Source organism: Cobetia sp. QF-1 (genome assembly GCF_002213105.1).
Lineage (GTDB): Bacteria > Pseudomonadota > Gammaproteobacteria > Pseudomonadales > Halomonadaceae > Cobetia > Cobetia crustatorum.
This window is the reverse complement of record NZ_NBVS01000001.1, coordinates 597,859-624,209: the sequence shown is the minus strand read 5'-3', so window position 1 is coordinate 624,209 and position 26,351 is coordinate 597,859. Positions and strand designations below refer to the sequence as shown.

General features: G+C 57.0%; 30 protein-coding genes. 18 read left to right on the top strand and 12 right to left on the bottom strand.

Annotation, left to right across the window (positions count from 1 at the left end):
• Nucleotides 1-16: 16 nt before the first annotated feature.
• From lptB to CFN46_RS02755, 6 genes are all read right to left on the bottom strand, one after another.
• Nucleotides 17-757 carry an LPS export ABC transporter ATP-binding protein gene (gene lptB / locus CFN46_RS02780; protein WP_024951337.1) on the bottom strand — a complete coding sequence of 247 codons (741 nt, stop codon included), beginning with the start codon at nt 755-757 and terminating at the stop codon, nt 17-19.
• 3 nt (nt 758-760) lie between these two features.
• Complete coding sequence (lptA, locus tag CFN46_RS02775; RefSeq protein WP_246116420.1) at nt 761-1,345, bottom strand: lipopolysaccharide transport periplasmic protein LptA; 585 nt, start codon at nt 1,343-1,345, stop codon at nt 761-763.
• Between the two features lie 138 nt (nt 1,346-1,483).
• Nucleotides 1,484-2,170: an LPS export ABC transporter periplasmic protein LptC gene (gene lptC / locus CFN46_RS02770; protein ID WP_088742620.1), complete on the bottom strand. Its 687-nt coding sequence runs from the start codon at nt 2,168-2,170 to the stop codon at nt 1,484-1,486.
• Nucleotides 2,170-2,739, bottom strand: a complete 570-nt coding sequence (locus CFN46_RS02765) for an HAD family hydrolase (RefSeq protein WP_051510745.1) — start codon at nt 2,737-2,739, stop codon at nt 2,170-2,172. The genes lptC and CFN46_RS02765 overlap by 1 nt, the downstream gene beginning before the upstream one ends.
• A gap of 154 nt (nt 2,740-2,893) precedes the next feature.
• Complete coding sequence (locus tag CFN46_RS02760; protein WP_024951334.1) at nt 2,894-3,934, bottom strand: KpsF/GutQ family sugar-phosphate isomerase; 1,041 nt, start codon at nt 3,932-3,934, stop codon at nt 2,894-2,896.
• Between the two features lie 90 nt (nt 3,935-4,024).
• Nucleotides 4,025-4,969, bottom strand: a complete 945-nt coding sequence (locus tag CFN46_RS02755; protein WP_024951333.1) for a calcium/sodium antiporter — start codon at nt 4,967-4,969, stop codon at nt 4,025-4,027.
• A 253-nt stretch (nt 4,970-5,222) separates the two neighbouring features.
• Between CFN46_RS02755 and CFN46_RS02750 the strand changes: the two genes are divergently transcribed.
• From CFN46_RS02750 to hisD, 9 genes are all read left to right on the top strand, one after another.
• The gene (locus CFN46_RS02750) at nt 5,223-6,170 is read left to right on the top strand and encodes an ABC transporter ATP-binding protein (RefSeq protein ID WP_024951332.1); all 948 of its coding nucleotides are present in this window, start codon (nt 5,223-5,225) and stop codon (nt 6,168-6,170) included.
• Complete coding sequence (mlaE, locus tag CFN46_RS02745) at nt 6,167-6,970, top strand: lipid asymmetry maintenance ABC transporter permease subunit MlaE (RefSeq protein ID WP_035159122.1); 804 nt, start codon at nt 6,167-6,169, stop codon at nt 6,968-6,970. Before CFN46_RS02750 ends, mlaE begins: the two co-directional genes overlap by 4 nt.
• A complete protein-coding gene (gene mlaD / locus CFN46_RS02740; RefSeq protein ID WP_024951330.1) occupies nt 6,967-7,431 on the top strand; it encodes an outer membrane lipid asymmetry maintenance protein MlaD in 465 nt (154 codons plus the stop codon). The genes mlaE and mlaD overlap by 4 nt, the downstream gene beginning before the upstream one ends.
• 76 nt (nt 7,432-7,507) lie before the next feature.
• The gene (locus tag CFN46_RS02735) at nt 7,508-8,179 is read left to right on the top strand and encodes a phospholipid-binding protein MlaC (protein ID WP_088742619.1); all 672 of its coding nucleotides are present in this window, start codon (nt 7,508-7,510) and stop codon (nt 8,177-8,179) included.
• Nucleotides 8,180-8,202: 23 nt separating this feature from the next.
• The gene (locus CFN46_RS02730; protein WP_024951329.1) at nt 8,203-8,568 is read left to right on the top strand and encodes a lipid asymmetry maintenance protein MlaB; all 366 of its coding nucleotides are present in this window, start codon (nt 8,203-8,205) and stop codon (nt 8,566-8,568) included.
• A gap of 228 nt (nt 8,569-8,796) precedes the next feature.
• Complete coding sequence (locus tag CFN46_RS02725; RefSeq protein ID WP_024951328.1) at nt 8,797-9,051, top strand: BolA family protein; 255 nt, start codon at nt 8,797-8,799, stop codon at nt 9,049-9,051.
• 12 nt (nt 9,052-9,063) lie between these two features.
• Nucleotides 9,064-10,329, top strand: coding sequence for a UDP-N-acetylglucosamine 1-carboxyvinyltransferase (gene murA, locus CFN46_RS02720; protein WP_024951327.1), 1,266 nt, complete (start codon nt 9,064-9,066; stop codon nt 10,327-10,329).
• A 138-nt stretch (nt 10,330-10,467) separates the two neighbouring features.
• On the top strand, nt 10,468-11,112 hold the full coding sequence (gene hisG / locus CFN46_RS02715) for an ATP phosphoribosyltransferase (RefSeq protein ID WP_035159120.1): 645 nt from the start codon (nt 10,468-10,470) through the stop codon (nt 11,110-11,112).
• A gap of 96 nt (nt 11,113-11,208) precedes the next feature.
• Entirely contained in the window at nt 11,209-12,513 is a 1,305-nt protein-coding gene (hisD, locus tag CFN46_RS02710; RefSeq protein ID WP_088742618.1) for a histidinol dehydrogenase, read from the top strand.
• Between the two features lie 145 nt (nt 12,514-12,658).
• Here the strand turns inward: hisD and CFN46_RS02705 are convergent, their stop codons facing one another.
• Nucleotides 12,659-13,969 carry a S1C family serine protease gene (locus CFN46_RS02705; RefSeq protein ID WP_035159169.1) on the bottom strand — a complete coding sequence of 437 codons (1,311 nt, stop codon included), beginning with the start codon at nt 13,967-13,969 and terminating at the stop codon, nt 12,659-12,661.
• A gap of 198 nt (nt 13,970-14,167) precedes the next feature.
• Between CFN46_RS02705 and CFN46_RS02700 the strand changes: the two genes are divergently transcribed.
• Nucleotides 14,168-14,959 (top strand): Nif3-like dinuclear metal center hexameric protein, encoded by a 792-nt coding sequence (locus tag CFN46_RS02700; RefSeq protein ID WP_024951324.1) that lies wholly within the window; start codon nt 14,168-14,170, stop codon nt 14,957-14,959.
• Nucleotides 14,960-15,047: 88 nt separating this feature from the next.
• Here CFN46_RS02700 and CFN46_RS02695 read toward each other — a convergent pair whose 3' ends face one another.
• The gene (locus CFN46_RS02695; RefSeq protein WP_024951323.1) at nt 15,048-15,500 is read right to left on the bottom strand and encodes a YhcB family protein; all 453 of its coding nucleotides are present in this window, start codon (nt 15,498-15,500) and stop codon (nt 15,048-15,050) included.
• A gap of 465 nt (nt 15,501-15,965) precedes the next feature.
• Here CFN46_RS02695 and zapE point away from each other — a divergent pair, with 465 nt between their 5' ends.
• The 8 genes from zapE (at nt 15,966) to CFN46_RS02655 (ending at nt 22,631) form a co-directional block, all read left to right on the top strand.
• Nucleotides 15,966-17,123, top strand: a complete 1,158-nt coding sequence (gene zapE, locus CFN46_RS02690) for a cell division protein ZapE (protein ID WP_035159168.1) — start codon at nt 15,966-15,968, stop codon at nt 17,121-17,123.
• Between the two features lie 250 nt (nt 17,124-17,373).
• On the top strand, nt 17,374-17,802 hold the full coding sequence (gene rplM, locus CFN46_RS02685) for a 50S ribosomal protein L13 (RefSeq protein WP_024951321.1): 429 nt from the start codon (nt 17,374-17,376) through the stop codon (nt 17,800-17,802).
• Nucleotides 17,803-17,815: 13 nt separating this feature from the next.
• Nucleotides 17,816-18,205: a 30S ribosomal protein S9 gene (rpsI, locus tag CFN46_RS02680; RefSeq protein ID WP_024951320.1), complete on the top strand. Its 390-nt coding sequence runs from the start codon at nt 17,816-17,818 to the stop codon at nt 18,203-18,205.
• Between the two features lie 216 nt (nt 18,206-18,421).
• Nucleotides 18,422-19,018, top strand: coding sequence for a ubiquinol-cytochrome c reductase iron-sulfur subunit (gene petA / locus CFN46_RS02675; protein WP_024951319.1), 597 nt, complete (start codon nt 18,422-18,424; stop codon nt 19,016-19,018).
• The gene (locus CFN46_RS02670) at nt 19,018-20,280 is read left to right on the top strand and encodes a cytochrome bc complex cytochrome b subunit (protein ID WP_024951318.1); all 1,263 of its coding nucleotides are present in this window, start codon (nt 19,018-19,020) and stop codon (nt 20,278-20,280) included. The genes petA and CFN46_RS02670 overlap by 1 nt, the downstream gene beginning before the upstream one ends.
• Nucleotides 20,277-21,056, top strand: a complete 780-nt coding sequence (locus CFN46_RS02665) for a cytochrome c1 (RefSeq protein WP_088742617.1) — start codon at nt 20,277-20,279, stop codon at nt 21,054-21,056. The genes CFN46_RS02670 and CFN46_RS02665 overlap by 4 nt, the downstream gene beginning before the upstream one ends.
• 217 nt (nt 21,057-21,273) lie before the next feature.
• Nucleotides 21,274-21,900, top strand: a complete 627-nt coding sequence (gene sspA, locus CFN46_RS02660) for a stringent starvation protein SspA (RefSeq protein WP_024951316.1) — start codon at nt 21,274-21,276, stop codon at nt 21,898-21,900.
• 155 nt (nt 21,901-22,055) lie between these two features.
• On the top strand, nt 22,056-22,631 hold the full coding sequence (locus tag CFN46_RS02655) for a ClpXP protease specificity-enhancing factor (RefSeq protein ID WP_088742616.1): 576 nt from the start codon (nt 22,056-22,058) through the stop codon (nt 22,629-22,631).
• A gap of 133 nt (nt 22,632-22,764) precedes the next feature.
• On the opposite strand, the gene CFN46_RS02650 is transcribed toward CFN46_RS02655, so the two are convergent.
• From CFN46_RS02650 to CFN46_RS02635, 4 genes are read right to left on the bottom strand one after another with little or no spacing between them, the layout of a single operon-like run.
• Nucleotides 22,765-23,343 carry a BON domain-containing protein gene (locus tag CFN46_RS02650; RefSeq protein WP_024951314.1) on the bottom strand — a complete coding sequence of 193 codons (579 nt, stop codon included), beginning with the start codon at nt 23,341-23,343 and terminating at the stop codon, nt 22,765-22,767.
• 38 nt (nt 23,344-23,381) lie between these two features.
• The gene (locus CFN46_RS02645; RefSeq protein ID WP_024951313.1) at nt 23,382-23,975 is read right to left on the bottom strand and encodes a phosphoheptose isomerase; all 594 of its coding nucleotides are present in this window, start codon (nt 23,973-23,975) and stop codon (nt 23,382-23,384) included.
• A 21-nt stretch (nt 23,976-23,996) separates the two neighbouring features.
• On the bottom strand, nt 23,997-24,401 hold the full coding sequence (locus CFN46_RS02640; RefSeq protein WP_051510743.1) for a YraN family protein: 405 nt from the start codon (nt 24,399-24,401) through the stop codon (nt 23,997-23,999).
• Nucleotide 24,402: 1 nt separating this feature from the next.
• Nucleotides 24,403-26,304: a penicillin-binding protein activator gene (locus CFN46_RS02635; protein ID WP_254918382.1), complete on the bottom strand. Its 1,902-nt coding sequence runs from the start codon at nt 26,302-26,304 to the stop codon at nt 24,403-24,405.
• Nucleotides 26,305-26,351 lie beyond the last annotated feature (47 nt).

Here is a 26,351-nt window from a genome sequence, read left to right as displayed (position 1 = left end):
GCTCTCATGCTACCGATTAAAGCTTGAACTCATGCCCCAGATACACATCGCGTACCTGCTGATTGGCTAGAATGGTATCGGCATCACCGTGCGCGATGATCTGACCGTCACCGACGATATAGGCGGTATCACAGATATCGAGTGTTTCTCGAACGTTGTGATCGGTGATCAGTACGCCAATGCCGCGATCACGCAGTTGTCGCACGATGCTCTTGATCTCGCCTACCGAGATGGGGTCAACACCGGCAAAGGGTTCATCCAGCAGTATGAAATCCGGCTCTGTCGCTAATGCGCGTGCAATTTCGACACGCCGACGCTCACCGCCAGAGAGGCTCATGCCGGTGCTGGCGCGGATATGCGTGATGCTGAACTCATTCAGCAGCTCTTCAAGGCGCGCTTTGCGCCCGTTGCGATCAAGGTCCTTGCGTGTCTCCAGAATCGCCATGATGTTGTCGGCCACTGACAGCTTGCGGAAGATTGAGGCTTCCTGTGGCAGATAGCCGATGCCAGCGCGTGCCCGCAAGTGCATGGCAGAGTCGGAGAGATCATTGTCATCGATGGTGACGCTGCCGGCATCGGCGCGTACCAAGCCGACAATCATGTAGAACGAGGTGGTCTTGCCAGCACCATTGGGTCCTAGCAGGCCGACGATGTCGCCTTGACGAATTTCCAGCGAGATATCCTTGACCACCTTGCGCCCCTTGTAGGCTTTGGCCAGGTGGCGTGCGCTGAGCGTGCGGAGGGGAGCGGCAGTCATGACTCAGTTTTCCTTGCTGGTGTTGGCGCCACGCGGTGTCAACGTCATGTGTACGCGTGAACTGCCGTCGCTCTTCTGTGAGGCGTCGCTGCTGTTGTTGGCATTGACTTGGCGTTTGTCGAGGAAGTACTCCACGTAGCCACCTTCGAAGGTGTCATCACCCTTTTCGAGACGAGCGTTACCGACCAGTTCTACTCTACGTTCCAGTGCATGGTAGAGAATGGTATCTGCCCAGCCTTTGACCAGCTTGTCGTCTGGAGTGGGTTTCTGTTCCAGATAGGCACGCTTGCCTGTTGCCTTGACCAATGAGATCTCGCCGCTGTTGGCGCGGCTAATGTCAACGCGGCTGGCATCCAGCTTCATGCTGCCCTGGCGCATTTCGACACGGCCGGTATAGGTTGCAGTGCCGGCTTTATCATCCAGTGACAGGGAGTCGGCAGCGATGTTGATCGGCTGATTGGCATCATTGTCGAGCGCTAATGCTGCTGGCGCAGTGATAGCCATGCCGAGTGTCAGGCACAAGGCCATGACACTGCTGTTAAGAGTCTGTCGCCAGGCCGTCAAGGGCTTGAGAGTCGTTGAAGTCATGGGGTGCTCCTTGGCAGAACCGGGTATGTCTTCTCGATCAGGCATGCCATCGGGAAGCAGTGAATAAGGGAGTCTATTGGACTGGCAGCACGTGGGATGTGCTCAGCCGCGCTGACTGTACGCTAAGTACCATGATGATTACTGACTGGCTTCAGGTGCGGCTTCGAAAGTGCTGTTGACGCGTCCTTCGCTATCGTTTGAGGTAGCATCGCTGCCCTCATCGATACGTTCAGCTTCCTTGCTGGCCGCACTCTTGCCCTTGCCGGGTTGAAGCGTGCCGCGTACACGACCGTCCAGCACGGCGGAGTCCTTGGAAAGATCCGCGCTGAAGCTGTTGCTTTCGATATGCTGACCATTCTGGGTAATGACGACGGGTACGTCGCTCCAGGCACGGTTCTGTTCGCGGCTGTAGTTCAGTACGTCAGTATCCAGTGTCCAGGCATCGGAAGGCTGACGCAGCTGTGCGTTGCCCTCTAGCGTGAAGGTGTCGCCACCGGCACTGAGAACGCCGCGCTTGCCAGTGGCATACCAGCGGCGGTCCTCGCTATCGTTGGTGCTAATCTTTGGAGCTTGCGCGATGGTGACATCATCCTCGGGCGTATGCTCAATGTGCGGGGAAGTCATGTCTTGAAACGGCACGCCCCGCGCATCGAAGCGAGTCATGTCAGCCCCGTCAAGATAGTAGTCCGGCTCACCGCTGTTGACCTGTGTACCTATGGCAGATTCAAGGCTATTGCGCTGCTCTATCAGGGCGAGTACGCCACCGACCAGCAGCAATAGCAGCATCAACCATAGACGCGGAGAAGGACGGGGCAAACGTAACATCAGGCGTTCGACCTCTGTAGATAGGTATCGAGCACTGACGCCCAGTGGCCCTGTGCCTTGAGCAGTAGGTCACAGATTTCGCGTACGGCACCCTCACCGCCTGAGTGAGAGGTCACCCAGTTGGCTTCGCTCAACACATAAGGCATGGCATTGGGCACGCTGATACCGAGACCGACGCGACGGATAGCTTCGCGGTCCGGCAGGTCGTCACCACAGTAGGCAACCTGGTCGAGCTCAATATCGTGTTCACGGCACAGTTGGCTGAGCGCGACCAGCTTGTCTTCACGGCCCTGAATGACGTCCTGAATCCCCAGTTCCTTGGCGCGTCGTTCCACCATCGGAGAGGTACGGCCAGTGATCAAGGCGACACGAATGCCACTGCGCAGAATCAGCTTGAGGCCATGGCCATCCTGCACATGGAAGCTCTTGGTTTCCACGCCATTGGCGTCATAGTGCAGGCGATTGTCGGTCAGCACGCCATCCACATCCAATGCCAGCAGGCGCACGTGACGTGCCCGATCAATGATGTCCTGTGGGTAGTCTTCCGTCAGGGAAATACTCTCACTCATGATGTTTCTCCTCGCACTCCGTGCGTGCTTGACGCTGTCCTGTGAACGGCTGGTGATGTGGCTCAAACAAGTGACTGTCCGTAGTGGCGTCAAACGCCGCGCTAGCTTGCTGAATGCACTGCTGTCGTAGAGGACAGCACTCGCGTCCAGTGGTTCAGATCACACCGCTGGCCAGCAGGCCGTGCATGTGGATGGCTCCGATAGGATGCTCATCCTCATCACAGACTACCAGAACGCTGATACGGTTTTCTTCCATGATGCGCACTGCTTCGGCGGCTAGCATGCTGGAGCGGATAGTCTTGCCACCGCGGGTCATCACGTCATCGACCTTTAGCGCGCGCAGATCACCATGTTGATCCAGTGTACGCCGCAGGTCGCCATCGGTGTAGACGCCGACAAGATGCTCGTCTGCATCGATCACGCAGGTGAAGCCCATGCCTTGACGGGTGATCTCGAGTAATGCGTCACGCAGCGGGCTGCCCAGATTCACGCGTGGCAGATCATTGCCCTTGTGCATTACATCCTGCACGCGTAGCAGTAGGCGGCGACCGAGGGTGCCGCCAGGGTGCGAGAGGGCAAATTCTTCTGCCGTGAAGCCGCGGGCTTCGAGCAATGCCACGGCGAGCGCATCACCCATTACCAGTGCGGCGGTGGTTGAGGCCGTTGGCGCCAGATTCAGAGGGCAGGCCTCTTGCGCGACACTGGTATCCAAGTGTGCATCCGCATCACGTGCCAACGTCGAACCGGGCTTGCCTGTCATCGAGACCAGCGGCGTGCCCATGCGCTTGAGCAAGGGCAGCAGGGCGGTGACTTCGGCTGTCTCACCGGAATTGGAGAGCGCCAGCACCACATCGGCCGAGGTGATCATGCCGAGATCGCCATGGCTGGCTTCGCCTGGATGCACAAAGAAGGCGGGAGTCCCGGTGCTGGCCAGCGTCGCAGCGATCTTGCTGGCGACATGGCCTGATTTGCCCATGCCGGTGACGATGACACGGCCCTGTGTGGCCAGCATCAACTGGCAGGCACGATCGAAATCAGCATCGAGATGCTGCTCGAGGGCGATGATGGCAGCACCCTCAATCGCGAAGGTACGTCGTGCGCTGGCGCGAAAATCGGCATCGGCAGCGTTGGGCGAATCGGTCGCGCTGGCGGCATCATTTAGCGCAGTGTGCTGGGTGCTGGAAGACGTGGTCATGATCAGATTGTTGCCTGTTGTGTGGCCAGGACTCAAGCCGTGTGAGAAGGAGTGTCATTGCTCGCACGGCGGTGACAAGAATGGTGCTAGTCAGTGGGTCAGGCTGATGGCTAGCCAGGCGCTGTAGGCCAGATAGCAGCCGAGTAGAATAACGCCGGGCCCGCGCCCGATCTTGCCGCGACGCTGCCAGATGAGTAGAGCGGCCAGCAGCAGGGTCAGCCCCAGCATCACCGGATAGTCACGGCTGATGGCGCTGCCATCGACGGGCCCCGGCGCTATCAGCCCCGGCATCGGCAGTACTGCCAGGATGTTGAAGAGATTGGAACCGATGATATTGCCGATAGCGATGTCGTGGTGACGTTTGAGTGCGCTGGCGACACTGGCGGCTAGTTCCGGCAGGCTGGTGCCGATGGCGATCACGGTCAAGCCAATGATCAATTCTGGCACACCGAACGCCTCAGCGATGTCAGTGGCACCCCATACCAGTGCTCGGGAACTGGCGATCAGGACTGCCAGGCCAATGAGTAGCCAGAAGACGGCGCGCCCGGCCGTCATGTCAGGGATATCGCCACCGGCTTCTTCTTCGCTTGGAGCATCGACCTTGAACAGCCACACGATCGTAAAGACCAGCAGTGCCAGTAGCAGGATGCCATCGAGGCGACTCAGGGCGCTATTGGAAAGGGCGTAACCCGCCAATGCCGTGGCTGCCAGCAATAGCGGTAGCTCTCGACGTACCAATCCAAAATGGACAGGGATTGGTGCGACAAGTGCTGTCACGCCCAGCACCATGCCGATATTGGCGATGTTGGAGCCTAGTGCGTTACCCGTCGCGATATCCGGAGTGCCATCGAGTGATGCCATGATGGAAACGACGATTTCCGGTGCTGACGTGCCGACGGATACGATGGTCATCCCGATCAAAAGCTTGCTCATTCCGGCACGCCGGGCAGTAGCGGCAGCGCCTTCGACAAACCGATCGGCGCTCCAGACAAGGCCAATCAGGCCAAGGATGATTGCAAGGATGGGATATAGCATCAGGACTCTCGAGGCAGGAGGAGGGGCAGTGGCGTATTGCTGGGAACCGCGTCATTAAACGCATCCCCTAAAAGCTTTGCAAGGTAACGGGGTGTATCACTGACGAGTGAGACTGGCGGCAGAGGGGTGGGTTCGGATACGATGTTCGCTAACTAACTTGATCCTTGGATCTCATGATTCGGACATTCGGCGTGATTACGAGCTGCAGATGGTTGGCTCTGCGTGTCGATATTCCCTCACAGCGGATGCTTTTATGACTGAATTGCCCGGTCAGACCGCAACACCGACCGATGCGAACGGCCAGGATGCGGGCGACCAGGATGCATCGTCATCCTCCTTGGGCACGGAAAGTGGCATTGATCTTGATGATGCGCTGATTCGTGTTGAAGGCCTGCGTTTTACTCGGGGCGAGCGCGAAATTTTCTCCGGTATTGAACTCAAGGTCCCACGCGGTAAGATCACCGCCATCATGGGGCCGTCGGGGACCGGCAAGACGACGTTGCTCAAGTTGATCGGCGGGCAATTAACGCCCTCCGCGGGTCGCGTCGAGATTGCAGGACAGCACGTGCATGGCTTGTCGCGTCGCGAGTTGTTCCGCATGCGTCGCCGCATGGGTATGTTGTTTCAGAGCGGCGCACTATTTTCTGATCTCAGCGTGTTTGAGAATGTGGCCTTTCCGTTGCGCGTACACACCGATCTTCCTGATGCAATGATTCGTGACATCGTGCTGATCAAACTCGAGTCTGTTGGCTTGCGTGGTGCACGCGAACTGATGCCGGCTGAGCTTTCTGGTGGCATGACGCGTCGTGTCGCACTGGCGCGCGCCATCGCGCTCGATCCTGATTTGATCATGTATGACGAACCGTTTGCCGGACAGGACCCTATTTCGATGGGCGTGTTGGTCAATCTGATTCGTCGTCTCAACGATGCGTTGGATATGACAGCGTTAGTCGTTTCCCACGATATCAAGGAAACGCTGACCATCGCCGATTACGTCTATGTCATTGCCGACGGCAAAGTGATGGCGCAGGGCACGCCCGCAGAGCTCAATGCCGATGCAGACCCTCGCGTGGCCCAGTTCATCCACGGCAAACCCGATGGGCCAGTACCGTTCCATTATCCCGCGCCGGACTTTGAAGGTGACATTCTCGATGGGCGTGAATCGTCAGCGGAGTCATCAGGCAGGAGGCAGTCATCATGAGCGCGCTGAATCGTGGGCTGCTAGGCTCGATTACTTCACTCGGTCGTAGCAGTATTGAAGTGATTGCCGCTGTCGGTCGTGCGGGTATTTTGCTGGTACAGGCCGGTATAGGTATTCCTTCTCGCGAAGGCATCGGGCTGTGGGTGCGTCAGATGCATTTTGTCGGTGTGTTGTCACTGGCGATCGTGCTGGTCTCGGGACTGTTCATCGGTATGGTGCTTGCCCTGCAGGGATACACCATCCTGGTAGGCTTTGGTGCTGAAGAGGCGCTGGGCCAGATGGTGTCGCTGTCGCTATTGCGAGAGCTGGCTCCCGTCGTGGCAGCGCTGCTGTTCGCAGGGCGTGCCGGATCAGCACTGACAGCCGAGATTGGCTTGATGAAGGCGACTGAGCAGTTGACCAGCATGGAGATGATTGGTGTTGACCCTCTGAAACGCATCGTGGCACCGCGCTTGTGGGCTGGATTCGTTTCTCTGCCGCTGCTGACCATAGGCTTCAGCGTGGTGGGTATCTGGGGGGGCAAGCTGGTCGGTGTCGACTGGCTGGGCATCTATGAAGGTGCCTACTGGAGCAGCATGCAGTCGAATGTCGATTTTATCGGCGATGTCATGAATGGTGTCGTCAAATCACTGGTCTTCGGGCTGGTGGTGAGCTGGATTGCAGTTTTCCAAGGCTATGATCTTATCCCGACCTCGGAAGGCATCTCGCGCGCAACCACACGTACTGTGGTTTATTCATCGCTGGCGGTACTGGGGCTCGACTTTGTCCTCACGGCCGTCATGTTTGGAGATATTGGATGAAACGTACCCGCATGGTCGAGTTTGGCGTGGGCCTGTTCGTGCTCGCCGGTTTTCTTGGCATGGTGTTTCTGGGCCTGCGCGTCAGTGGTGTCACTTTTCAGCAAGCGGATGACACCTTCGTGCTCAATGCCAACTTTTCAGGGATCGGAAGCCTCAAGGCGCGGTCAAAAGTCACCATGGCAGGCGTTGCCGTCGGTAGTGTCGAAAGCATCGAGCTGGACCCGAAGTGGTTTGATGCCCGTGTGACGATGAAGCTGGACAGCGGCCTCAAGGACAAGCTGAGCAAGGACACTACGGCCGCCATCCTGACTTCCGGCCTTCTGGGGGAGCAGTATATCGGCCTGAGTACTGGCGGAGACCCGGAGATGCTTGAAGATGGCGATACCATCCGAGATACCCAGTCAGCGTTGGTGCTGGAAGAATTGATTCAGCAGTTCGTCTCTAATTTCTCGAAGAGCTAATTCGGGCATTTCCTGAAGCGCTGACGCAAGCCTGACTCGCCGTTCGCGCGATGCATACTTTCAAGGAGCAAACCTGATGACCCATTTTCTCAAGCAGCTTATTCGTCCGCTGAGTGTACTGAGCTTGTCGGCCCTGATGACAATGAGCCCGCTGGCGGCGGCCGCCTCGCAGGAACCTGATGTCCTGCTGCGTGATACCGTCGAAGGCCTGACCACCAAGATCGACAGTCGCGAGAGCTACTACAAGGACAACATCAACGAGCTGGAAGGGCTGGTGGATACCGCGCTCAAGCCGGTCGTGGATTATCGCTATATCGCGGCAAGCGTGATGGGCAAGTATTTCAAAGCAGCTTCGCCAAAGCAGCGTACCGAGTTCTCCAAGGTCTTTCACGACACCTTGATCGGCACCTACGCCAAGGGTTTGGTGAGCTTCGACTACGCCAAGCTTGAAGTGAAGGACAGCGAAGGTGATCGTCGCTACGAAGATCAGGATACTGTCTACATGGACGTGATCGATACCAAGGGCAAGGTCTATCCGGTCGCCTACTCCATGCGCCTGCGTAATGACGAATGGAAGGTGGTCAATGTAATCGTCAATGGCGTCAATCTTGGCCTGACTTTCCGTAATCAGTTCGATCAAGCCATGCGTGACAACGGTCGCGATATTGATGCCGTGATCAATGGCTGGCAGCCAGATGTTGACCTCGACAAGACGGCCGCGGAGGACAAGGGCAACAGCAATAGCTGAGCCCTTTTAGTGGCGATATGACCATGAAAACACTCTTTGATAGCGACGGTATAAGACTAGAGGCAGATGAGGTCCAGCTGGCGTTAAGTGGCCAGCCGGACTTTGACAATGCCGCTGAGCTCGCTGAAGCCGGTAAGAAATGGCTGGGGCGCCGTAGTGATGGTGTGTCCATTGATCTGTGTGGAGTGGAAAGCGCGAGCACTGCCACCTTGAGCGTACTGCTTGAATGGCAGCGTCATCTTGCTGACTACTCCGGGCATATCACTCACTTGCGTCTGTCGCCCGCGTTGAGTCGTTTAGCAGCTGTTTCCGGGCTTGAAAGCTTTTTGCCAGGCCTGGAGAGTAGTGGGGTGGCTGTTGAGGCACCGGCCTCTATCGACACTGCCTGAAGCGTTAAATGAGGCCCGATAGATTGCTTTGGCAGCTGCTTTGGCAAGTGCCTTCGTTAAAGCTCTCCTGACAACTCGTAAGTTGTTACTACGCTGCGCGGGAACGTGAAGGGCCGGATGCTTCCTGCCAATCGCGTTCCCGCGCGCTTTTGATTACCATGTGCGGTCTTATTGTATTGGTCATATTCACTGACCCCGCCATGCACAGCGAAGGAGTTACCGCCCGTTATGCAACCGAATGATGTCAAGGCCCTGCTCGAGGCTCGAATCGAGAACGTCGATTTTCATATCCAGGGCGAAGGCTGCAATTTCCAGGTCGTCGCCGTGGGTGAGATCTTTGCTGACCTCAGTCGCGTCAAGGCGCAGCAGCTGGTGTTCTCCGCAATCAATGACGAAATTCGCTCTGGTGCGCTGCATGCCATCAGCATTCGTACCTATACCCCGGCGCAGTATGATGCTGCTGCCGGCAATGCTCAGGGCTGACCGGAACATTTCATGGATAAGCTGATCATCACCGGCAACGGGCCGGTCAATGGAGAAGTCTGGGCCAGCGGTGCCAAGAATTCGGCACTGCCCATTCTGGCGGCAACCCTGCTTTCGGAAGGTCCCGTGACCATCAGCAACCTGCCGCATTTGCAGGACATCACCACTAGCCTGGAGCTGCTCGGGCGCATGGGTGTCGAGCCGGTGATGGGCGATAATATGACCGTGCAGCTTGATGGCTCCAAGGTCGAGCACTGTCACGCACCGTACGACCTGGTCAAGAAGATGCGTGCTTCGATTCTGGTGCTGGGCCCACTGCTGGCGCACTTCGGCAGTGCTGAGGTCTCACTGCCGGGTGGTTGTGCCATTGGCTCGCGTCCGGTCGATCTACACATCCGTGGCCTTGAAGCCATGGGTGCCGAGATCACGGTGGAGAACGGTTATATCCGCGCCAAGGCTCCGACAGGGCGCCTCAAGGGTGCACGTATCGTCTTTGATGTCGTGACCGTGACCGGGACGGAAAACCTGCTGATGGCTGCGACGCTGGCGGAAGGGCGTACCGTGCTTGAAAATGCGGCGCGTGAACCGGAAGTTGTCGATCTGGCGCAATGTTTGATCGCCATGGGTGCAAAGATCAGTGGTCACGGCAGCGATACCATCATCATCGAGGGTGTCGAGAAGCTGCATGGCTGTGAATATTCCGTCATGCCTGATCGCATCGAGACGGGTACCTTCCTGGTCGCGGCCGCCGCCTCGCGCGGCAAGGTACGTGTCACTCGTACACGTGCTGATACGCTTGACGCTGTGCTGGCCAAGCTGGAAGAAGCCGGTGCCACCATCACGACTGGTGATGACTGGATTGAACTGGACATGCACGGCAAGCGTCCGAAGGCGGTCAACATCCGCACCGCACCGTATCCGGCATTTCCCACCGATATGCAGGCACAGTTCGTGGCGATGAATGCGGTTGCGGAAGGCACCAGTACCGTGATCGAGACCATCTTTGAAAATCGCTTCATGCACGTGCAGGAACTCAATCGCATGGGCGCACACATCGCGCTTGAAGGAAATACTGCAGTGGTGACCGGAACTGAGCGTTTGTCCGGTGCACCAGTGATGGCGACGGATCTGCGTGCTTCGGCGTCGCTTGTCATTGCCGCTATCGTCGCGGATGGCGAGACAATGGTTGACCGCATCTATCACATTGATCGCGGTTACGAATGCATTGAAGAGAAGCTCTCGGGGCTTGGCGTACTCATTCGCCGTACCACGGGCTGAGCCGGCGTTCTCGCTACTCCAGGCTTTCCTTACTTACGCTACGTCGCCGTTGGCATGTTCATATCGGCGGCGATTGCCGAGTTCTTCTGAAGAGAGCTCTGGCGCGAATTCTTCTACACAAGTACGGGCGAATACCCCATGAGCAAGCAACTGGTCGTCGCCCTTTCCAAGGGGCGTATCCTCAAGGAAACCCTGCCGCTGCTGGCCGATGCCGGTATCGAGCCGCTTGAAGACCTGAGCAAGAGTCGCAAGCTGCTGTTTGATACCAATATCCCTGATGTAAAACTGGTCATCATTCGCGCGACCGACGTGCCGACCTATGTCCAGCTGGGTGCTGCTGATCTCGGAATTGCCGGCAAGGATGTATTGCTCGAGCACGGCGCCGAAGGCTTGTATGAGCCGCTGGATCTGGAGATTGCCAAGTGCCAGTTGATGACGGCTGGTGTCGTCGGTCAGCAGCAGCAGGGCGCGCGTCGTCGTGTCGCGACCAAGTTTGTCGATGTGGCGCGTCGCTACTATGCCGAGCAAGGTATCCAGGCTGAGGTTATCAAGCTGTATGGCGCGATGGAGTTGGCACCGTTGATGAATCTCGCCGATGAGATTGTCGATATCGTCGATACCGGCAATACCTTGCGTGCCAACGGTATGGAGCCGCGTGAGCTGATTACCGATATCAGTACGCGATTGGTGGTCAACAAGGCTGCCATGACCATGAAGCATGATCGTCTCAAGCCGCTGATCGACCGTCTACGCCAAGCGGTGGAAGCGCGCCGTAAAGGTTGAAAATCATTTATCACACAAGGTCGCCTAGACGACCATGGCAGCTGGAAACGCCCGTCCCGTTCAGCCTTTCTGCCCAAGATATAACATGAGGTTCGCATGGATACTCTGATCAACCGGCTCGATAGCCGTGATACCGATTTTACTTCACGCCTTGATAACTTGCTGTCCTGGGAAGGGGTTTCCGATGCCGAGGTTCAGCACCGTGTCGCCGATATCCTGACGCGGGTCAAGGCAGAAGGCGATTCAGCACTGGTTGAGTTCTCCAATCGGTTTGATCGATTGAATGTCTCCAGCATGGCGGAGCTTGTCATTGGCGCTGAGCGTCTGGCCAAGGCGTATGTCGAGCTGCCTGAGGCACAGCGTGAAGCGCTGGCGATAGCAGCCGAGCGCGTACGGGTCTATCACGAACACCAGAAGCCGGAGAGCTGGTCGTTCCGTGATGAATACGGCAGCTTGCTGGGGCAGAAGGTAACGCCACTGGATCGTGCGGGCATCTATGTACCTGGCGGCAAGGCAGCGTATCCATCTTCCGTGCTGATGAACGCGATTCCGGCACATGTTGCCGGCGTGCGTGAAATCATCATGGTGGTGCCGACGCCTGATGGTGTGGTCAATGATCTAGTGCTGGCAGCGGCGCATCTGGCCGGTATCGATCGCGTCTTCACCATCGGTGGTGCGCAGGCAGTTGCAGCGCTGGCTTACGGTACCGAGACAGTGCCACGTGTCGACAAGATCGTTGGCCCCGGTAATATCTATGTCGCGACCGCCAAGCGCGCCGTCTTCGGTCAGGTGGGTATCGACATGATTGCCGGGCCCTCCGAGATTCTGGTGGTCAGCGATGGTGTGACTGATCCGGACTGGCTGGCGATGGATCTGTTCTCGCAAGCTGAGCACGATGAAGATGCCCAGGCAATTCTCATCGGCTGGGATGATGAGCACTTGGCAGCAGTAGAAGAAGCCATCACGCGCCTTGTGCCGACCATGGAGCGTGCTGAAATCATTCTTGCGTCCCTGCGTGCGCGCGGCGCATTGATTCGCGTCAGTGGCCCAGAAGAGGCGCTGACGCTGATCAATCGAATTGCACCGGAACACCTGGAGCTGTCGGTCACGAAACCTGAAGAGTGGGTCGAGGGAGTGCGGCACGCAGGGGCCATCTTCATGGGCTCGTACACGTCGGAAGCGCTGGGGGATTACTGTGCAGGTCCCAACCATGTACTGCCGACCTCCGGCACGGCGCGCTTCTCCTCGCCGCTGGGTGTCTATGATTTCCAGAAACGCTCTTCGCTGATTCAGTGCTCGCCGGAAGGGGCGTCGACTCTGGGGCGTACTGCTTCTGTGCTGGCGCGTGGTGAGTCGCTCACAGCGCATGCACGCAGTGCTGAGAACCGCATCATCGATTGAGACAGTGGTCAGCAATCAGCGGCTGGTTATTGAGTTAAACCAGGCGCAGCTGAACCAAGAACGCCCGCCACGGATTCCGTGGTGGGCGTTCTTATGATGGGATAGGCGTGACTGCTAATGATCCACTGCCATTGTCAGGCTGCGCTCAGCCCTGGCGGTTTTCATCTTGCTCAATCGGCGGTGGCGTGTTGTCCGGAATGGGGCGCTCACCGACCTGGACGTCGATATTCTGTGCCTTGCCGTCACGCAATATACGTAGTTGAAGAGTGTTGCCGGGTTTTACAGCAGCGATATCTGCCATGGCCAGTCGAGCGTCGATCAGGCGCTTGCCGCCGATACCGACCAGTATGTCGCCTGGCTTTAGCCCTGCGCGCGCGGCAGGGCCATCGCGGAGTACGGCAGCCACGACGACGCCCTGTGGTGCACTGAGGCCAAAGGAGTTTGCCAGCGAGGGCGTTAGCTCTTGCACCTCTAATCCCAGCCAACCGCGAATCACACGGCCGTGGTCGACCAGTGCTTCGAGGATTTCGCGCGCCAGGTTGGCAGGGATGGCAAAGCCAATGCCTTGCGAGCCGCCTGAGCGTGAGTAGATGGCAGTATTGATACCGACCAGTGAACCATCGGTATTGACCAGAGCGCCGCCGGAGTTGCCCGGATTGATCGCAGCATCAGTCTGGATGAAGTCCTCATAAGCGTTCAGGCCCAGATGGTTGCGCCCTGTCGCCGAGATGATACCCATCGTGACGGTCTGGCCAACCCCGAAGGGATTACCGATTGCCAGTGAGACATCGCCGACGTGTACCTGGGTAGAATCTGCTATTGCCACTGTGGGCAGGTTGTCGAGATCGATCTTCAGCGCGGCGATATCAGACTCCGGATCAACGCCGACCACCTTGGCCAATGTTTCTCTGCCATCGCGTAACGCGACTTGAATCTGGTCTGCCCCCTGAATGACATGGTTATTGGTCAGGATGTAGCCATCGCTGGACAAGATGACGCCAGACCCCAAGCTCGACAGCATGCGCTGGCTGCGCACGGCATCGTCGCCATAGAACTGATTGAAGAAGGGATCTGACATCAACGGATGCTTGCTGTCGTCGCTGATCTTGCGTGATGAATAGATGTTGACGACAGCGGGTGCGGCAGCATCCACGGCGGTCTGATAGCTAGCGGGGCCGTTATTGCGCTGTAGCGGTGGGGCTTCGCGCAGCACTGGATCAGCCGATTCCTCACGCTGTGCTGCTGACAGTGTCAGGCTTGGAGCGGGCAACACTTGCTGCGCTACCGGCTCTGGCGCAGGGTAGGGCTCGACAGTCGTCTGGTCGTTTTGTGCAGTGGCTGGAGCGTTATCAAGGCCTAATGCAGGGAAGCGATCAAGCACGACAATCGCCAGCAGAACCCCGGTAACGACAGGCCAGAGCAAGGGAAGTAAAGAGCTGCGAAGAGAGCGGCGCATCTGAGGCATCGTGAATCCTGATGAAAAGCCCGTGAGCCCCGTTAGGCGCGCAGCGGACACAGAAATAAAGAAACTGAATATTACGTGCAATGCTCCTCTCTGAGAATCTCGAGAAGAGCAGCGCGCTTACATGGCGACGCTGCGCCGTTACAATGAGCGCAAGTGTAACACTCGATGACTCTAACTGCTGGAGGCCCAATGGCTGATCGTGACACGCTAATTGACGCTTTGGATGCCTGTTTGGAGGTAAAAGCCTTCAAGGACTACACCGTCAATGGCCTGCAGGTAGAAGGGCGGCGCGACGTGCGGCGCGTGATGAGTGGTGTCACTGCTTGCCAAGCGCTGCTGGATGAGGCCGTTGCCTGGCAGGCTGACCTTGTTCTTGTCCATCACGGCTATTTCTGGAAGAACGAGCAGGCGCAGGTGACGGGTATGAAGCGTCGTCGCCTGAAGACGCTATTGGTGCATGACATCAATCTGGCGGCCTATCACCTGCCATTGGATGCACATCCGACACTTGGGAATAACGCGCGCCTCGCCGAGCGCCTCGGGTTGGTCAGCGAAGGATGCCTGGACGGTGTCATCGGCCGTGGGCTAGTACATGTCGGCCGGTTGTCAGACGAGCTACTGGCAAAGAAAGGTCTAACAGGAGAAGGGCTGGACAGTGCCGCACTCGGCGTAGAGTTCAGTCAGCGGCTGGGCCGTGAGGTATTGGTGGTCGCAGGGCATGAGCGACCGATCAAGCGTGTTGCCTGGTGTACCGGTGGGGCACAGGACTATCTCAAGTTGGCCATTGAGACAGGCGTCGATGCTTTCTTGTCCGGTGAGATATCCGAGCGCACCACGCATGATGCGCGTGAGGAGGGCGTCACCTACTTCGCCGCAGGTCATCATGCTACCGAGCGGGATGGGGTGAAGGCACTAGGAGAGTGGTTGGCAGCAGAGTACGGGCTAGAGCATCGTTTCGTGGATATCGACAATCCGGCCTGATGGGATGAAGCGGATTTGATTGTGATGTCCCAGCAAAAAGACCGCCCATGAGGGCGGTCTTTTTGCTGGGACAGCGATAACGATACGGTTAGATCCGTGGTGGCGTGGCCGGTGCAGCATCCGTGTCTTCAGGCTGCGGCTTGAGCCCGAAATCTTCAGACAGCGTGCCGCGATTGTCTGCGTAGTCCCGCGGAAGATCGAGCGTGTTGTCCTCGTTGTCTTCTTCGCCGGTGTCGGTGTCCAGCAGGCGGCGTTTGAGCTGGCTGTCATCGCACAGTGTCGCGGCACCGCTAGCTAGATGCTGGCGCAGTTCGTTACCGGCACGCTGAATCTGGTCAGTCAGATCGCTGGCCTTGGAGAAATGATCATTGAGTGCATCACGGAATTGGGTGAGTTCCAGTTCACGTTCTGCCAGTTTCTGACGAGTTTTCTGATTGCGCGCCACGTTGGCATTCAGCAGGTGGTAGCACAAGGCGCCGATACCGATGCCGGCCAGAAAACAGGCAATGGCCAGGATCCAGTCAATATTGCTCTCGTTCACGTCGCTCTCCTTGTGTCACGACTGCGGTGATCATCACCGCTGGGGCACAGTGCCGATATTCAATGATGCCGATGTTTGATCGGTCTAAGGTCCAGCAGAACCCATGTTCTTCGTTTTGCCAATGGCGGGCGCTGTTGCCAGCATGCCATTGGTGTTTGAAAGGTGTCCGCAGGCCATTATATCGGTGCGATGCCGCGATGCGTCAATTCGCCTTGAGAGATACCTTGGTCGTTTTCGTTCGCGTCATAACGGGAAGTCGATGATGTTTGCCTGACTATTGTGAGTCTCTTTCAGGATATTACCCCGTGGATTTACGTGCACTGCAGTGGGTAAAGAGCAGTTCAAGGCGTATAATGCCGCGCAAATTCGTCCTTGCCTGCCGGTTATGCCCGTTCAGGTGTGATCTTCGTCCTTTCCGCGTCAGGCGCAGCGATTTGCTGGGTCTGGCCTGCACCGGGTTTCTCCATGCCAGCACTTACGCCCCTCGAGAAGTACCAGGCAGATCTCAAGCGTGATGATTTTGCCTACGATGCCGCCCAGGAAGATGCGGTTCGACATCTGCAACGACTCTATGACGATTTGGTGCGTACCCCGCGCCAGACACCTGGCAAGATTTCAGATGCCACGGGCAACAGTGGTTTGGGGTCCAAGGTGCGCCGATTGTTCGGTAAACCTGCACTGCCGGCAGCAGTCGATGAAGTGCCTGAAATCATGGGGCTCTATTTCTGGGGTGGTGTGGGACGTGGCAAGACCTACCTGGTCGACACCTTTTACGAAAGCCTGCCCTTCGCTGACAAGATGCGCACGCACTTTCATCGCTTCATGCAGCGTGTCCATAACGAGCTGGGTCATTACAAGGGCGAGAAAAACCCTCTGACGCTAGTGGCGGCCAAATTTGCCGTTGAGGCACGAGTGATCTGCTTCGATGAGTTCTTCGTCAAGGACATCACGGATGCCATGATTCTCGCCACCCTGTTCGAGGAGCTTTTCCGGCAGGGTGTGGTGTTGGTCGCCACCTCCAATATCGTGCCCGATGAGCTTTACAAGGATGGCCTGCAACGAGTGCGCTTCATGCCGGCCATTGATCTGGTCAAGCGTCATTGTACCGTGGTCAATGTCGACTCGGGCATCGACTATCGCTTGCGTGCACTGGAACATGCTGAGCTGTTCCACAGCCCGCTGAACGATGCCAGTGCCGCGAAACTGGCGCGTGAGTTTCGCTCCATTGCCGGTGCAGAAGGTCATCATGATGAAGGCCTCAGTATCAATCATCGCGTCCTGCACGCATTACGTCGTCATGAAGATGTGGTGTGGTTTCATTTCGATGAACTGTGCGATGGCCCGCGCAGTCAGAATGACTACATTGAGTTGGCACGTGAATTTCATACCGTACTGGTTTCTGAAGTGCCGCAGATGGGGCGTGATAGTGATGACCAGGTGCGTCGCTTCATCAACATGGTTGATGAGTTCTATGACCGTGGTGTAAAGCTGTTGATGAGCGCCGAGATGGCAATCGAGAACCTCTATACTGGCGGAAACCTCGACTTCGAGTTCCAGCGTACGCTGTCGCGGCTGCAGGAAATGCAATCGCGCGAATATCTGGCGTTACCGCACAAGCCGTAAGGCTGCGCAGCGAGACAAAATAGCCTTTGTGATGGGCGCGCTTGGCATGTACAATGCGCGCTCGCTCGAACTGTTGGCCGGTTCCCGAGTCGTCCTGAGTCCTTCACTCTTGATGAGCGGGAGCAGTCTGGAGATGGGATGAACATGACTGCGCAAGCAGCAAGTCACTCACTGCCAGGCGTCGGACAACCAAGAAAAATAGGGATTGGTCGCGCACTAAGTGCAAGACCCGACTATAGGTGATTCATCCATGAAGACGTTTACTGCCAAGCCGCAGTCCGTCCAGCGTGACTGGTTCGTCGTCGACGCAGCCGGCAAGACGCTGGGCCGTATGGCTACTGAAATTGCTCGTCGCCTACGCGGCAAGCATAAAGCCGAGTACACTCCGCACGTTGATACCGGCGATTACATCGTCGTCATCAACGCCGAGAAGGTAGCAGTGACTGGCCGCAAAGCTGAAGCCAAGACCTACTACCGTCACACCGGTTACCCGGGTGGCCTGCGCTCCATGACCTTCAACCAGATGATCGACCACAAGCCTGAGCGCGTGATCGAACTGGCTGTCAAGGGCATGCTGCCGAAGGGTCCGCTGGGTCGTGCCATGCAGTCCAAGCTGAAAGTCTATGCTGGCGCCGAGCATCCGCACGCTGCGCAGCAGCCGCAAGAACTGAACATCTGAGGGAAGCATCGCCATGACACAGCAGCATTATGGTACCGGGCGCCGCAAGACTTCTACCGCGCGCGTCTTCATGAAGCCGGGCACCGGCAAAATCACCGTCAACCAGCGTGACCTTAACGACTACTTCGGTCGTGTGACAGGTCGCATGGTGGTTCGCCAGCCGCTCGAGCTGACCGAAACTACCGAACAGTTCGACGTTTACGTCACTGTCGCTGGTGGTGGTGGTTCTGCTCAAGCAGGCGCTATCCGTCACGGCATTACTCGTGCCCTGATGGCATACAACGAGGACTTCCGTCCGGCACTGCGTGCCGCTGGTTACGTCACTCGCGACGCTCGTGAAGTCGAGCGTAAGAAAGTCGGCCTGCGCAAGGCCCGTCGTCGTCCGCAGTTCTCCAAGCGTTAAGAGAACAGCGTCGACCACAAAAACGTCCAGTACCCGCAAGGGTGCTGGACGTTTTTTTTGCTGTATTGATGTGCAGTTGAAGAAAGTGGCTTTTTACAAGGCTATTTTCTTGAGTTGTTAGGTTCCGCTTATTGCCCTTTAATACATTCAAGCTTCGAATGCTTAGCGAGGGGATAGCTGGGCATCATGCGGTGGTGTTTGGGAGGCAATAACAAAATGGCAAACCGCGGTGTGAATCGAGGACGGCGACGTTTCCTTGTCAGTGCGACAACCGTGGTCGGAGCGGTAGGCGTTGTTGGAATCGCGACTCCCTTTCTGGCCTCATGGCAGCCAAGCGCGCGTGCACGTGCGGCGGGTGCGCCCGTGACTGCGGATATTTCACGCCTGGCACCTGGGCAACAGATGACCATTGAATGGCGTGGCAAGCCGGTGTGGGTGGTTAATCGCACTCCCGCAATGATTGCAGATATTCGTGCCATTCCTCCTGCAGAGCTCCAGGACCCCGAATCACAGCGGCCGCAGCAGCCGCCATACGTTGACGCGGTGTTGCGCTCTATCAAGCCTGAATATGTCGTGTTGGTGGGGATATGCACGCATCTTGGTTGCTCTCCGGGATATCGTCCCGAGATAGGCGCGGCTGATCTTGGTGCCGATTGGCCGGGTGGCTATCTATGTGCGTGTCATGGTTCTAAATTCGATCTCGCTGGGCGCGTTTTCACTGGAGTGCCAGCACCTTCGAATCTGGAAGTACCTCCACATCGCTACGAGAGTGAGCAGGTGTTGGTCATCGGTGTCGACGAGGAGACTGCATGATGGGTAATCCTGACCGTCCCAAGGCGCCGCGAGGCGTGATGCGCTGGATCGATGACCGCTTTCCGGCCACTCAGTTGATGCAAGATCATTTGACGGGCTACTACGCGCCGAAAAACTTCAATTTCTTCTATTTTTTCGGCTCACTTGCGATGCTGGTACTGGTCAACCAGATCATTACCGGTATCTGGTTGACCATGAGCTACACCCCGACAGCAGAAGGGGCCTTCGCTTCGATTGAGTACATCATGCGTGATGTGGAATATGGCTGGTTGATCCGCTATATGCATTCCACCGGTGCCTCGGCCTTCTTCGTGGTAATCTATCTGCATATGTTTCGTGGTCTGCTTTACGGTTCTTACCGAGCGCCGCGAGAGTTGGTGTGGATCTTTGGCATGTGTATTTATCTGGCGCTGATGGCCGAAGCCTTCATGGGTTACTTGCTGCCCTGGGGGCAGATGTCTTATTGGGGCGCGCAGGTGATTATCTCCCTGTTTACCGCTATTCCCGTGATTGGAGGCGATCTGGCACAGATGATTCGTGGTGATTACCTGATTTCGGGTATTACCTTGAATCGGTTCTTTGCATTGCATGTCATTGCGCTGCCGTTGGTGATTGTGGGGCTAGTGGTGCTGCATCTTGTGGCACTGCATGAGGTAGGGTCGAATAACCCGGACGGTATCGAGATCAAGGATAAGAAGGATGAAGCGGGCAATCCACTGGATGGTATTCCGTTTCATCCGTATTACACAGTGAAGGACCTGGTAGGTGTGGGGGTCTTCCTATTCGTGTTCTGTGCGGTAATATTCTATTTCCCGGAAGGCGGTGGCTACTTCCTCGAAACGCCCAACTTTGAACCGGCGAATTCGCTGCAGACGCCTGAGCATATTGCCCCTGTCTGGTACTTCACGCCTTTCTACGCAATGCTGCGCGCAGTGAATTATCCATTGTTTGGTGTCGATGCCAAGTTCTGGGGTGTCGTGGTCATGGGGTTGGCCATTGCCATTCTGTTTGTGCTGCCGTGGTTGGATCGCTCTCCGGTTCGCTCGATTCGTTACAAGGGCTGGTTGTCACGCATAGCCATTGTCGTGTTTGTAGTGAGCTTTGTGACACTGGGCGTGCTGGGTGTGATGCCGCCAACAGCCGAGCGCACGATAATTGCGCAGGTGGCAACGGTGGCTTATTTTGCCTTCTTTATACTGATGCCGTTCTACACGCGCTTCGAAGCGACGCGAGCGGTGCCGGGTAGGGTGACAGGCCGATGAGAAAGCATCTTGCGACCTGCCTGTTGGCAGTGATGGGTTTATTTGCATCGGCGCTTGCGATGGCGGCAGGCAGTGAAGTCCGTCTGGACACAATGAAGCCAGACCTGCGAGACCAACCTTCGTTACAGCGCGGCATGCAGCTTTATACCAATTACTGTTTAGGCTGTCATAGTCTGCAATATCAGCGTTATTCACGGGCTGCTGAGGACTTGGGCATGCCTGAGGATCTAGTCGAGAAATTCTTGATTTTCTCGCCAGAACTCAAGATCAATGACACCATGCGTATCGGCATGAGTGCCGAGGATGCCACTGACTGGTTTGGTGCGCCGCCGCCGGATCTCTCGCTTGAGGCGCGGCTGCGTGGCACGGACTGGATCTACACCTATCTACGCAGCTTCTATCGCGATGAGTCGCGCCCTTGGGGCGTCAATAACTCTGTTTTCCCGCAGGTGGGGATGCCGCACGTGCTGGAGCCGCTGCAGGGGGTGCAGGAGAAAGTGTGCACCCAGAGTGATATTGCGCTGCTGGGGGCAGAGCTGGACCTTGAAACAGGTCGCTATCAGTCCTGTGAGGTGCTTGAAATAACCCAGTCGGGCAGTATGACGACGCAGGAGTTTGATCAAGCCATGTGGGATCTGACTAATTTCCTCTCCTATGTTGGCGAGCCATCCCGACTCAAGGCTGAGAACATGGCGCCCAAGGTGTTAATATTCATTTTGATCTTTACCTTGCTGGCGTATCTTCTCAAGAAGGAATACTGGCGCGACATTCATTGATGGCACTTGCTGAGCGTGCTCATCGATAATGGCGAGTCGGCAGTGACGGGCGCGCGGCTGATCAGTCGCGCGCCCGCTTGCGTCACCGTAAGATGACGCAAAGCTGACCCTTTGATCGGTTCTTCTTCATTGATGTGCCGACCAGAGGAAACTTATCCCCGATTGTCAGGCCAAAAGCTGACACGGGCATGTCTCGAACAGATGCGAGGACAGTTTCATGGGTGTTGTGGCCAAGCGTTCATCGATGACCTTCTACTCTGGTGGTGACGACCACTTCAGCCACCGAGTACGGATCGTACTGGCCGAGAAGGGTGTAGCCGTCGATATCATTGATGTGGATGATGATAATCGTCCGGCCGAATTGGCCGACCTGAATCCGTATAACAGTGTGCCGACGCTGCTGGACCGTGACCTGGTGCTCTATGAGTCCAAAGTCATGATGGAATATCTGGACGAGCGTTTTCCGCATCCGCCGTTGTTGCCGGTGTATCCGGTTGCGCGCGCCCAGAGCCGTTTGTGGATGCATCGCATCGAGCGCGAATGGGTGCCGATGATGGAAACCATTCAGACAGGCACCAAGAAGGAAGCCGACAAGGCGCGCAAGGAGTTGCGTGAGAGCCTGATCGGCATTTCTCCAATCTTCGATGACATGCCGTTCTTCATGAGCGACGAGTTCTCGTTGGTGGACACCTGTATTGCACCGATCCTATGGCGTTTGCCGACACTGGGTATCGAGTTGCCAGAGAAGCAGGTCAAGCCTCTGCTGAACTACATGGAGCGACTGTTCGGGCGTGATGCCTTCAAGGCATCGTTGTCTGAGGCTGAGCGTGAAATGCGTCTCTGATCCATGTCTGGTTGGCCATCGTGAGGGTGGCCAGCCTTGCTGGCAGGCTTTTTGCCTGACGGTTATCTCTAGCCTTCATAGCTAGTGAGGCACTGTCCGGTGGCCACAAGGCACCGGTTGTCGCTGACACCCATTGCAGTCCAAGAGGTTTTCTCATGCTTTCCAGTCGCCCTTATCTGGCACGCGCACTCTACGAGTGGCTGCTGGATAACGACAATACGCCGTACATTGTGGTGGACGCCGAGCAGGATGGTGTCCAGGTACCGCGTCAACACGTCCAGAATGGTCAGATTGTGTTGAACATTGCACCGGGTGCGGTGCGTGATCTGTTGATCGCCAATGAAGGTGTCAGCTTCAATGCCCGTTTTGGCGGCCAGCCGATGCACGTCAGTGTGCCGACCCCTGCGTTGGTAGCGCTTTACTCGCGTGAGAATGGCGTGGGTATGGTCTTTGGTCATGAACCGGTAATGCCGGGTGCAGACGAAGAGACCTTCGGTGAGGCTGCTGACCTTGAATCCAGTGCTTCGCCGCGACCGACACTTGCCAGTGTGGGCAGTGCTAGTGCGGCGGTGGATGAAGGTAATGGCAAGCAGGCCTCAGCAGCGACAGAAGAGAGTCCTGTTGAGGTGAAGGATGGCGAAGCATCTGATTCTGATGAACAGAGTACTGATGGTGATGATCAGCCGAAGCCGCCACGTAAGGGGCGTCCTTCACTGCGCGTGATCAAGTAATATCTTGTTCGTCGATCTCATATAGTCGCAGTGTGATTAGGGTGAGATTGCCGTTCAAATAAAAACGCCCCGCAGACCATGTCTGCGGGGCGTTTTTATTTGAATCGTACAGATGTACTAATGCTGGCACTGATCAGTCGAGGTATTCAAAGACCTTGGCAATGCGCTGAATGCCGCCGACTTCAGACACCTTGTTGACGATCTGCTTGGCTTCCGATTGCGTGACGATACCCATCAAGTAGACGCTTGCATTCTCGGTGAGCACCAGAATGCGCCCAGAGTCGATGTTGGCATCCGCTGCAAGCTTGGCCTTGATGCGAGTTGTCAGCCAGGTGTCCTGAACACGCTGACTGGCCGGTGCGTTGGCGCTGATTTCCAGCGCATTCTGCACTTGGCGCACACGACGTACATCCTTGGCGACATCCGTGGCACGCTGCTTGAGCTCATCGCTGGGTACCTGACCAGTCAGTAGTACCATGCCGTTGTAGGCATTGACGTTGACGTGGGCATCATTGAAGCGAGCGTCGACCTTGCCGAGATTGACCTCGACCTTGGTTTCGATGCTTTCATCTTCTACCTGGGCACCGAGCGTGCGATCACCGTAGTTCTCATCGATCGGACCGCTGTGCGTCAGATCGGCTACGGTCGTACAGCCCGTGAGGGTCAAAAAGCCGGCGGTGGCCATGAGGGAAAGCAGATACTTGGGCGTCATGCCGTAATCTCCTGTAGGTCGCCGTGCGACACAATAGGTTATTCGTTGCTACCGAACAGCTGGTGGTCAATCAGATCACATAGGCAGTGGATAACCAGCAGGTGAACTTCCTGAATGCGTGCGGTAGAGGTTGCCGGAACGCGAATCTCGCAATCGTCGCTGCCCAATAAAGAGGCCATGTCGCCTCCGTCGCGGCCCGTCAATGCCACGACATGCATGTCGCGATCGTGAGCGGCCTGAATGGCTTGCACCACGTTGGCAGAGTTGCCGCTGGTCGAAATGGCCAGCAGAACATCGCCAGGCTGACCCAGTGCACGAATCTGCTTCGAGAAGACTTCGTTGTAGCTGTAGTCATTGGCAATGGAGGTCAGCGTGGACGTGTCCGTCGTCAAAGCAATTGCTGGCAGGCTTGGGCGTTCACGCTCGAAGCGATTGAGCAGCTCCGATGAGAAGTGCTGGCTATCACCAGCGCTGCCGCCGTTGCCGCATGCGAGGATCTTGCCGTCATTGACCAGGCTCTGAACCATCATCTGGCTCGCCGCTTCAATGAAGGGCGGCAGCACTTCGCTGGCGTAGGTCTTGGTGTCGATGCTGGCGTTGAAGTGGCCGAGAATACGCGATTGGAAATCCATGATGGCTCTTGGTCGTTGGCTTCAGAACGCTTCGAAGGCGTGGCGAATCCATTGGATGGATCGAGGGGTTGTCCCCTCCACGCCTACCACGTCGAAGCGGCAGGAACATGATAGCCCGTGCTGGGCTAGATAAAAACGCGCAGCCTTGATTAGTCTGCGTTGTTTGCTGCTGGTCACGCTTTCAAGCGCGCTACCGAATCGATTATTGGCACGATAGCGTACTTCAACGAAAACGAGAGTATCGCCATCGCGCATGATCAGGTCGACCTCGCCGCCCTTGGCATGCTGATTCCGTGTGACGGGTGTCATGCCTTGCGTTGTCAGCCACTGTTCAACTTCAGCCTCGATGACAGCACCACGCGCTCTTGCGCGGTGCTGTGGAGGCTCAAGGCCGTCGTTATTTGGCGGCTGGCCAATTCGTGACATATCAGGGCGTGTACGCGTTGGCAGTGCGGCTATCAGTACCTTTCAGTGGCGGGCGCGGCACGCCCTCACGGAACTCGGCCCACTGAAGCGTGCGCTGGATACGGCCATCGTGACGGGGATAGAGACTACCGGTAGCCCCGAAGAGTTCCCCGCCTGCGCCAGCCAGCATCAGTGGTACGCGCTGGGCCAGACGGTAAGCGTCGACACCCATGGCGTTGAGCTTGAGCATGCTGGGAGAGGCGTCAGATAGGGCGCGATAGGTGTCGACATCCGGTAGGGATGCAGTGCCTCCGGAAGAAGCTTCCGGCACTTCCCAAGGGATATCCACAAAGTCGACGTCATTGAGGTCGCCATCCTGGCGTGGCTGAGGCGTACCCTCATAGACATGAGAAGTGGCATAAATCGGCAGGTTGCTCGCATAGTAGAAGTCTAGCATCGGTGGTACTTGGCGAGCATAGCTCGGCAGTGCCAGCAGGAAGATCATGTCGATCTTTCCAGAATGCGCCCGGCCGTATTTACCGCCTTTTGTCTTGGCTGCCTTCATGCGTGCTTGATCCTGGCTGGAAACAGACAGCAGGTCTTTGACGGCACTGCTGACAGCACCCTTCGGGTTGTAGCGTTCTATCGACACGATATCGCCGCCATCCTGCTCGAATCGTTCCCGGAAAGCCTCATATACGCGCTGGCCCCAGGCATTGTCGGGAATCAAGGCAGCAGCACCGCGGTGGCCATCCAGCCTGGCACGCTGTGCGACCTGGCGTGCTTCGTCTTCTGCAGACAGGCCGTACTGGAATAGGTTGCGCGCACGGTTGCTGTCGTGAGTGCCATAGTTAAGGGCTAGTGTCGGTAGCGGCAGGTTATCCTGAGTTTCCAGTTGGCTGACCAGGTCCTTGTCGAGCGGACCAAGCACTACTTGTGCGCCTTCCATGGTGGCACGTGCATAAAGTGTTTTGAGGTCGGCGCTGGTGGTATCGAAGAAGCTTAACTGCGGCGTGGCTTCGGCATCATCAATAGCACTGCGATGGCGCGCCTCGATTCCTTCGCGAATCGCTTGAGCGACTCGCTTGAGCGGGCCGGACTCTGGCAGGAAGACCGCAATCTTGCGCACTTCCTGCCCTGAAAGTTCGCGCAAATCAAGAATGCCCTGTGGCATCTGGCGGGCAGCCGGGTGCTGCGGATTGGCGTCGCTCCAGCTATTGATGGCATCGAACATTTGCTCGATATCACTGCCATAGCGCCTTTGAAGACGAGCCAGCTTGACCCAGCCACTTGCTGTAGCGCTTGCGCTTGCCAGTTGATTGAGCTGGTCCGGAGAGAGGCGTGTCAGCTGCTCCCACACGGTGTCATTGATGCTCAGGTCATCGGTATCGACTTGTAGGGCGATAAGCGTCTGTGAACTGGCCAGTGGTTCGCCAACCATACCGAGTGCGCGGCCACGACGTTTGCGCAGCGTGCGCTGATCATCGTCGGAGATCTGGATATCATCATCGAGTACGGAGGTGGCAAGAATCGTGTTCCAGCCGTCCTGCTGTTCCAGTGCAACGCGCGATAGCAGCAAAGCCCATTGGATGCGTTGTTGCGGGTCCAATGTAGTCGGGTCGATGTCAGCGGCAATGTTGATCGCCTGCGCGTTGTCGCCGCTGCGTGCTAGGATATCGGCGGCTCGTAGGCGGGTGCTGGAGGCCTGTTTGCCTTGTTGCTGCTCTGCCTGTGCGAGCAGTGCCTGAGCACCGGGGCCGCTGGAGATTGGAGATTGTCCGGCACACCCTGCCAACAGCATGGCTGATACGGCCATGCCGGCCAGCGCACGCAAGCCGGTACGGGGATGACGAGAAGTCTCCTGCCGGATGGCTGACGAAGTGCGCAGCACGCTGGCTGATGCACGGTTCCATGTCTGTCGCATGTACGACGGTCCCTTGGCTAGTGAGCGAGGCGGCTTGAGACTGTGTC

Bases quoted from the DNA above. Each gene is read 5' to 3' on its own strand.
- CFN46_RS02755 (WP_024951333.1), bottom strand. From the start codon at position 4,969: ATGCTATATCCCATCCTTGCAATCATCCTTGGCCTGATTGGCCTTGTC.
- CFN46_RS02670 (WP_024951318.1), top strand. From the start codon at position 19,018: ATGGGTAATCCTGACCGTCCCAAGGCGCCGCGAGGCGTGATGCGCTGG.
- hisD (WP_088742618.1), top strand. From the start codon at position 11,209: ATGGATACTCTGATCAACCGGCTCGATAGCCGTGATACCGATTTTACT.
- CFN46_RS02650 (WP_024951314.1), bottom strand. From the start codon at position 23,343: ATGACGCCCAAGTATCTGCTTTCCCTCATGGCCACCGCCGGCTTTTTG.
- lptB (WP_024951337.1), bottom strand. From the start codon at position 757: ATGACTGCCGCTCCCCTCCGCACGCTCAGCGCACGCCACCTGGCCAAA.
- zapE (WP_035159168.1), top strand. From the start codon at position 15,966: ATGCCAGCACTTACGCCCCTCGAGAAGTACCAGGCAGATCTCAAGCGT.
- lptC (WP_088742620.1), bottom strand. From the start codon at position 2,170: ATGTTACGTTTGCCCCGTCCTTCTCCGCGTCTATGGTTGATGCTGCTA.
- hisG (WP_035159120.1), top strand. From the start codon at position 10,468: ATGAGCAAGCAACTGGTCGTCGCCCTTTCCAAGGGGCGTATCCTCAAG.
- CFN46_RS02640 (WP_051510743.1), bottom strand. From the start codon at position 24,401: ATGTCACGAATTGGCCAGCCGCCAAATAACGACGGCCTTGAGCCTCCA.
- mlaE (WP_035159122.1), top strand. From the start codon at position 6,167: ATGAGCGCGCTGAATCGTGGGCTGCTAGGCTCGATTACTTCACTCGGT.
- CFN46_RS02705 (WP_035159169.1), bottom strand. From the start codon at position 13,969: ATGCGCCGCTCTCTTCGCAGCTCTTTACTTCCCTTGCTCTGGCCTGTC.
- CFN46_RS02645 (WP_024951313.1), bottom strand. From the start codon at position 23,975: ATGGATTTCCAATCGCGTATTCTCGGCCACTTCAACGCCAGCATCGAC.
- CFN46_RS02750 (WP_024951332.1), top strand. From the start codon at position 5,223: ATGACTGAATTGCCCGGTCAGACCGCAACACCGACCGATGCGAACGGC.
- CFN46_RS02665 (WP_088742617.1), top strand. From the start codon at position 20,277: ATGAGAAAGCATCTTGCGACCTGCCTGTTGGCAGTGATGGGTTTATTT.
- CFN46_RS02760 (WP_024951334.1), bottom strand. From the start codon at position 3,934: ATGACCACGTCTTCCAGCACCCAGCACACTGCGCTAAATGATGCCGCC.
- CFN46_RS02725 (WP_024951328.1), top strand. From the start codon at position 8,797: ATGCAACCGAATGATGTCAAGGCCCTGCTCGAGGCTCGAATCGAGAAC.
- lptA (WP_246116420.1), bottom strand. From the start codon at position 1,345: ATGACTTCAACGACTCTCAAGCCCTTGACGGCCTGGCGACAGACTCTT.
- mlaD (WP_024951330.1), top strand. From the start codon at position 6,967: ATGAAACGTACCCGCATGGTCGAGTTTGGCGTGGGCCTGTTCGTGCTC.
- CFN46_RS02765 (WP_051510745.1), bottom strand. From the start codon at position 2,739: ATGAGTGAGAGTATTTCCCTGACGGAAGACTACCCACAGGACATCATT.
- CFN46_RS02635 (WP_254918382.1), bottom strand. From the start codon at position 26,304: ATGCGACAGACATGGAACCGTGCATCAGCCAGCGTGCTGCGCACTTCG.
- CFN46_RS02730 (WP_024951329.1), top strand. From the start codon at position 8,203: ATGAAAACACTCTTTGATAGCGACGGTATAAGACTAGAGGCAGATGAG.
- CFN46_RS02700 (WP_024951324.1), top strand. From the start codon at position 14,168: ATGGCTGATCGTGACACGCTAATTGACGCTTTGGATGCCTGTTTGGAG.
- sspA (WP_024951316.1), top strand. From the start codon at position 21,274: ATGGGTGTTGTGGCCAAGCGTTCATCGATGACCTTCTACTCTGGTGGT.
- rplM (WP_024951321.1), top strand. From the start codon at position 17,374: ATGAAGACGTTTACTGCCAAGCCGCAGTCCGTCCAGCGTGACTGGTTC.
- CFN46_RS02735 (WP_088742619.1), top strand. From the start codon at position 7,508: ATGACCCATTTTCTCAAGCAGCTTATTCGTCCGCTGAGTGTACTGAGC.
- rpsI (WP_024951320.1), top strand. From the start codon at position 17,816: ATGACACAGCAGCATTATGGTACCGGGCGCCGCAAGACTTCTACCGCG.
- petA (WP_024951319.1), top strand. From the start codon at position 18,422: ATGGCAAACCGCGGTGTGAATCGAGGACGGCGACGTTTCCTTGTCAGT.
- murA (WP_024951327.1), top strand. From the start codon at position 9,064: ATGGATAAGCTGATCATCACCGGCAACGGGCCGGTCAATGGAGAAGTC.
- CFN46_RS02655 (WP_088742616.1), top strand. From the start codon at position 22,056: ATGCTTTCCAGTCGCCCTTATCTGGCACGCGCACTCTACGAGTGGCTG.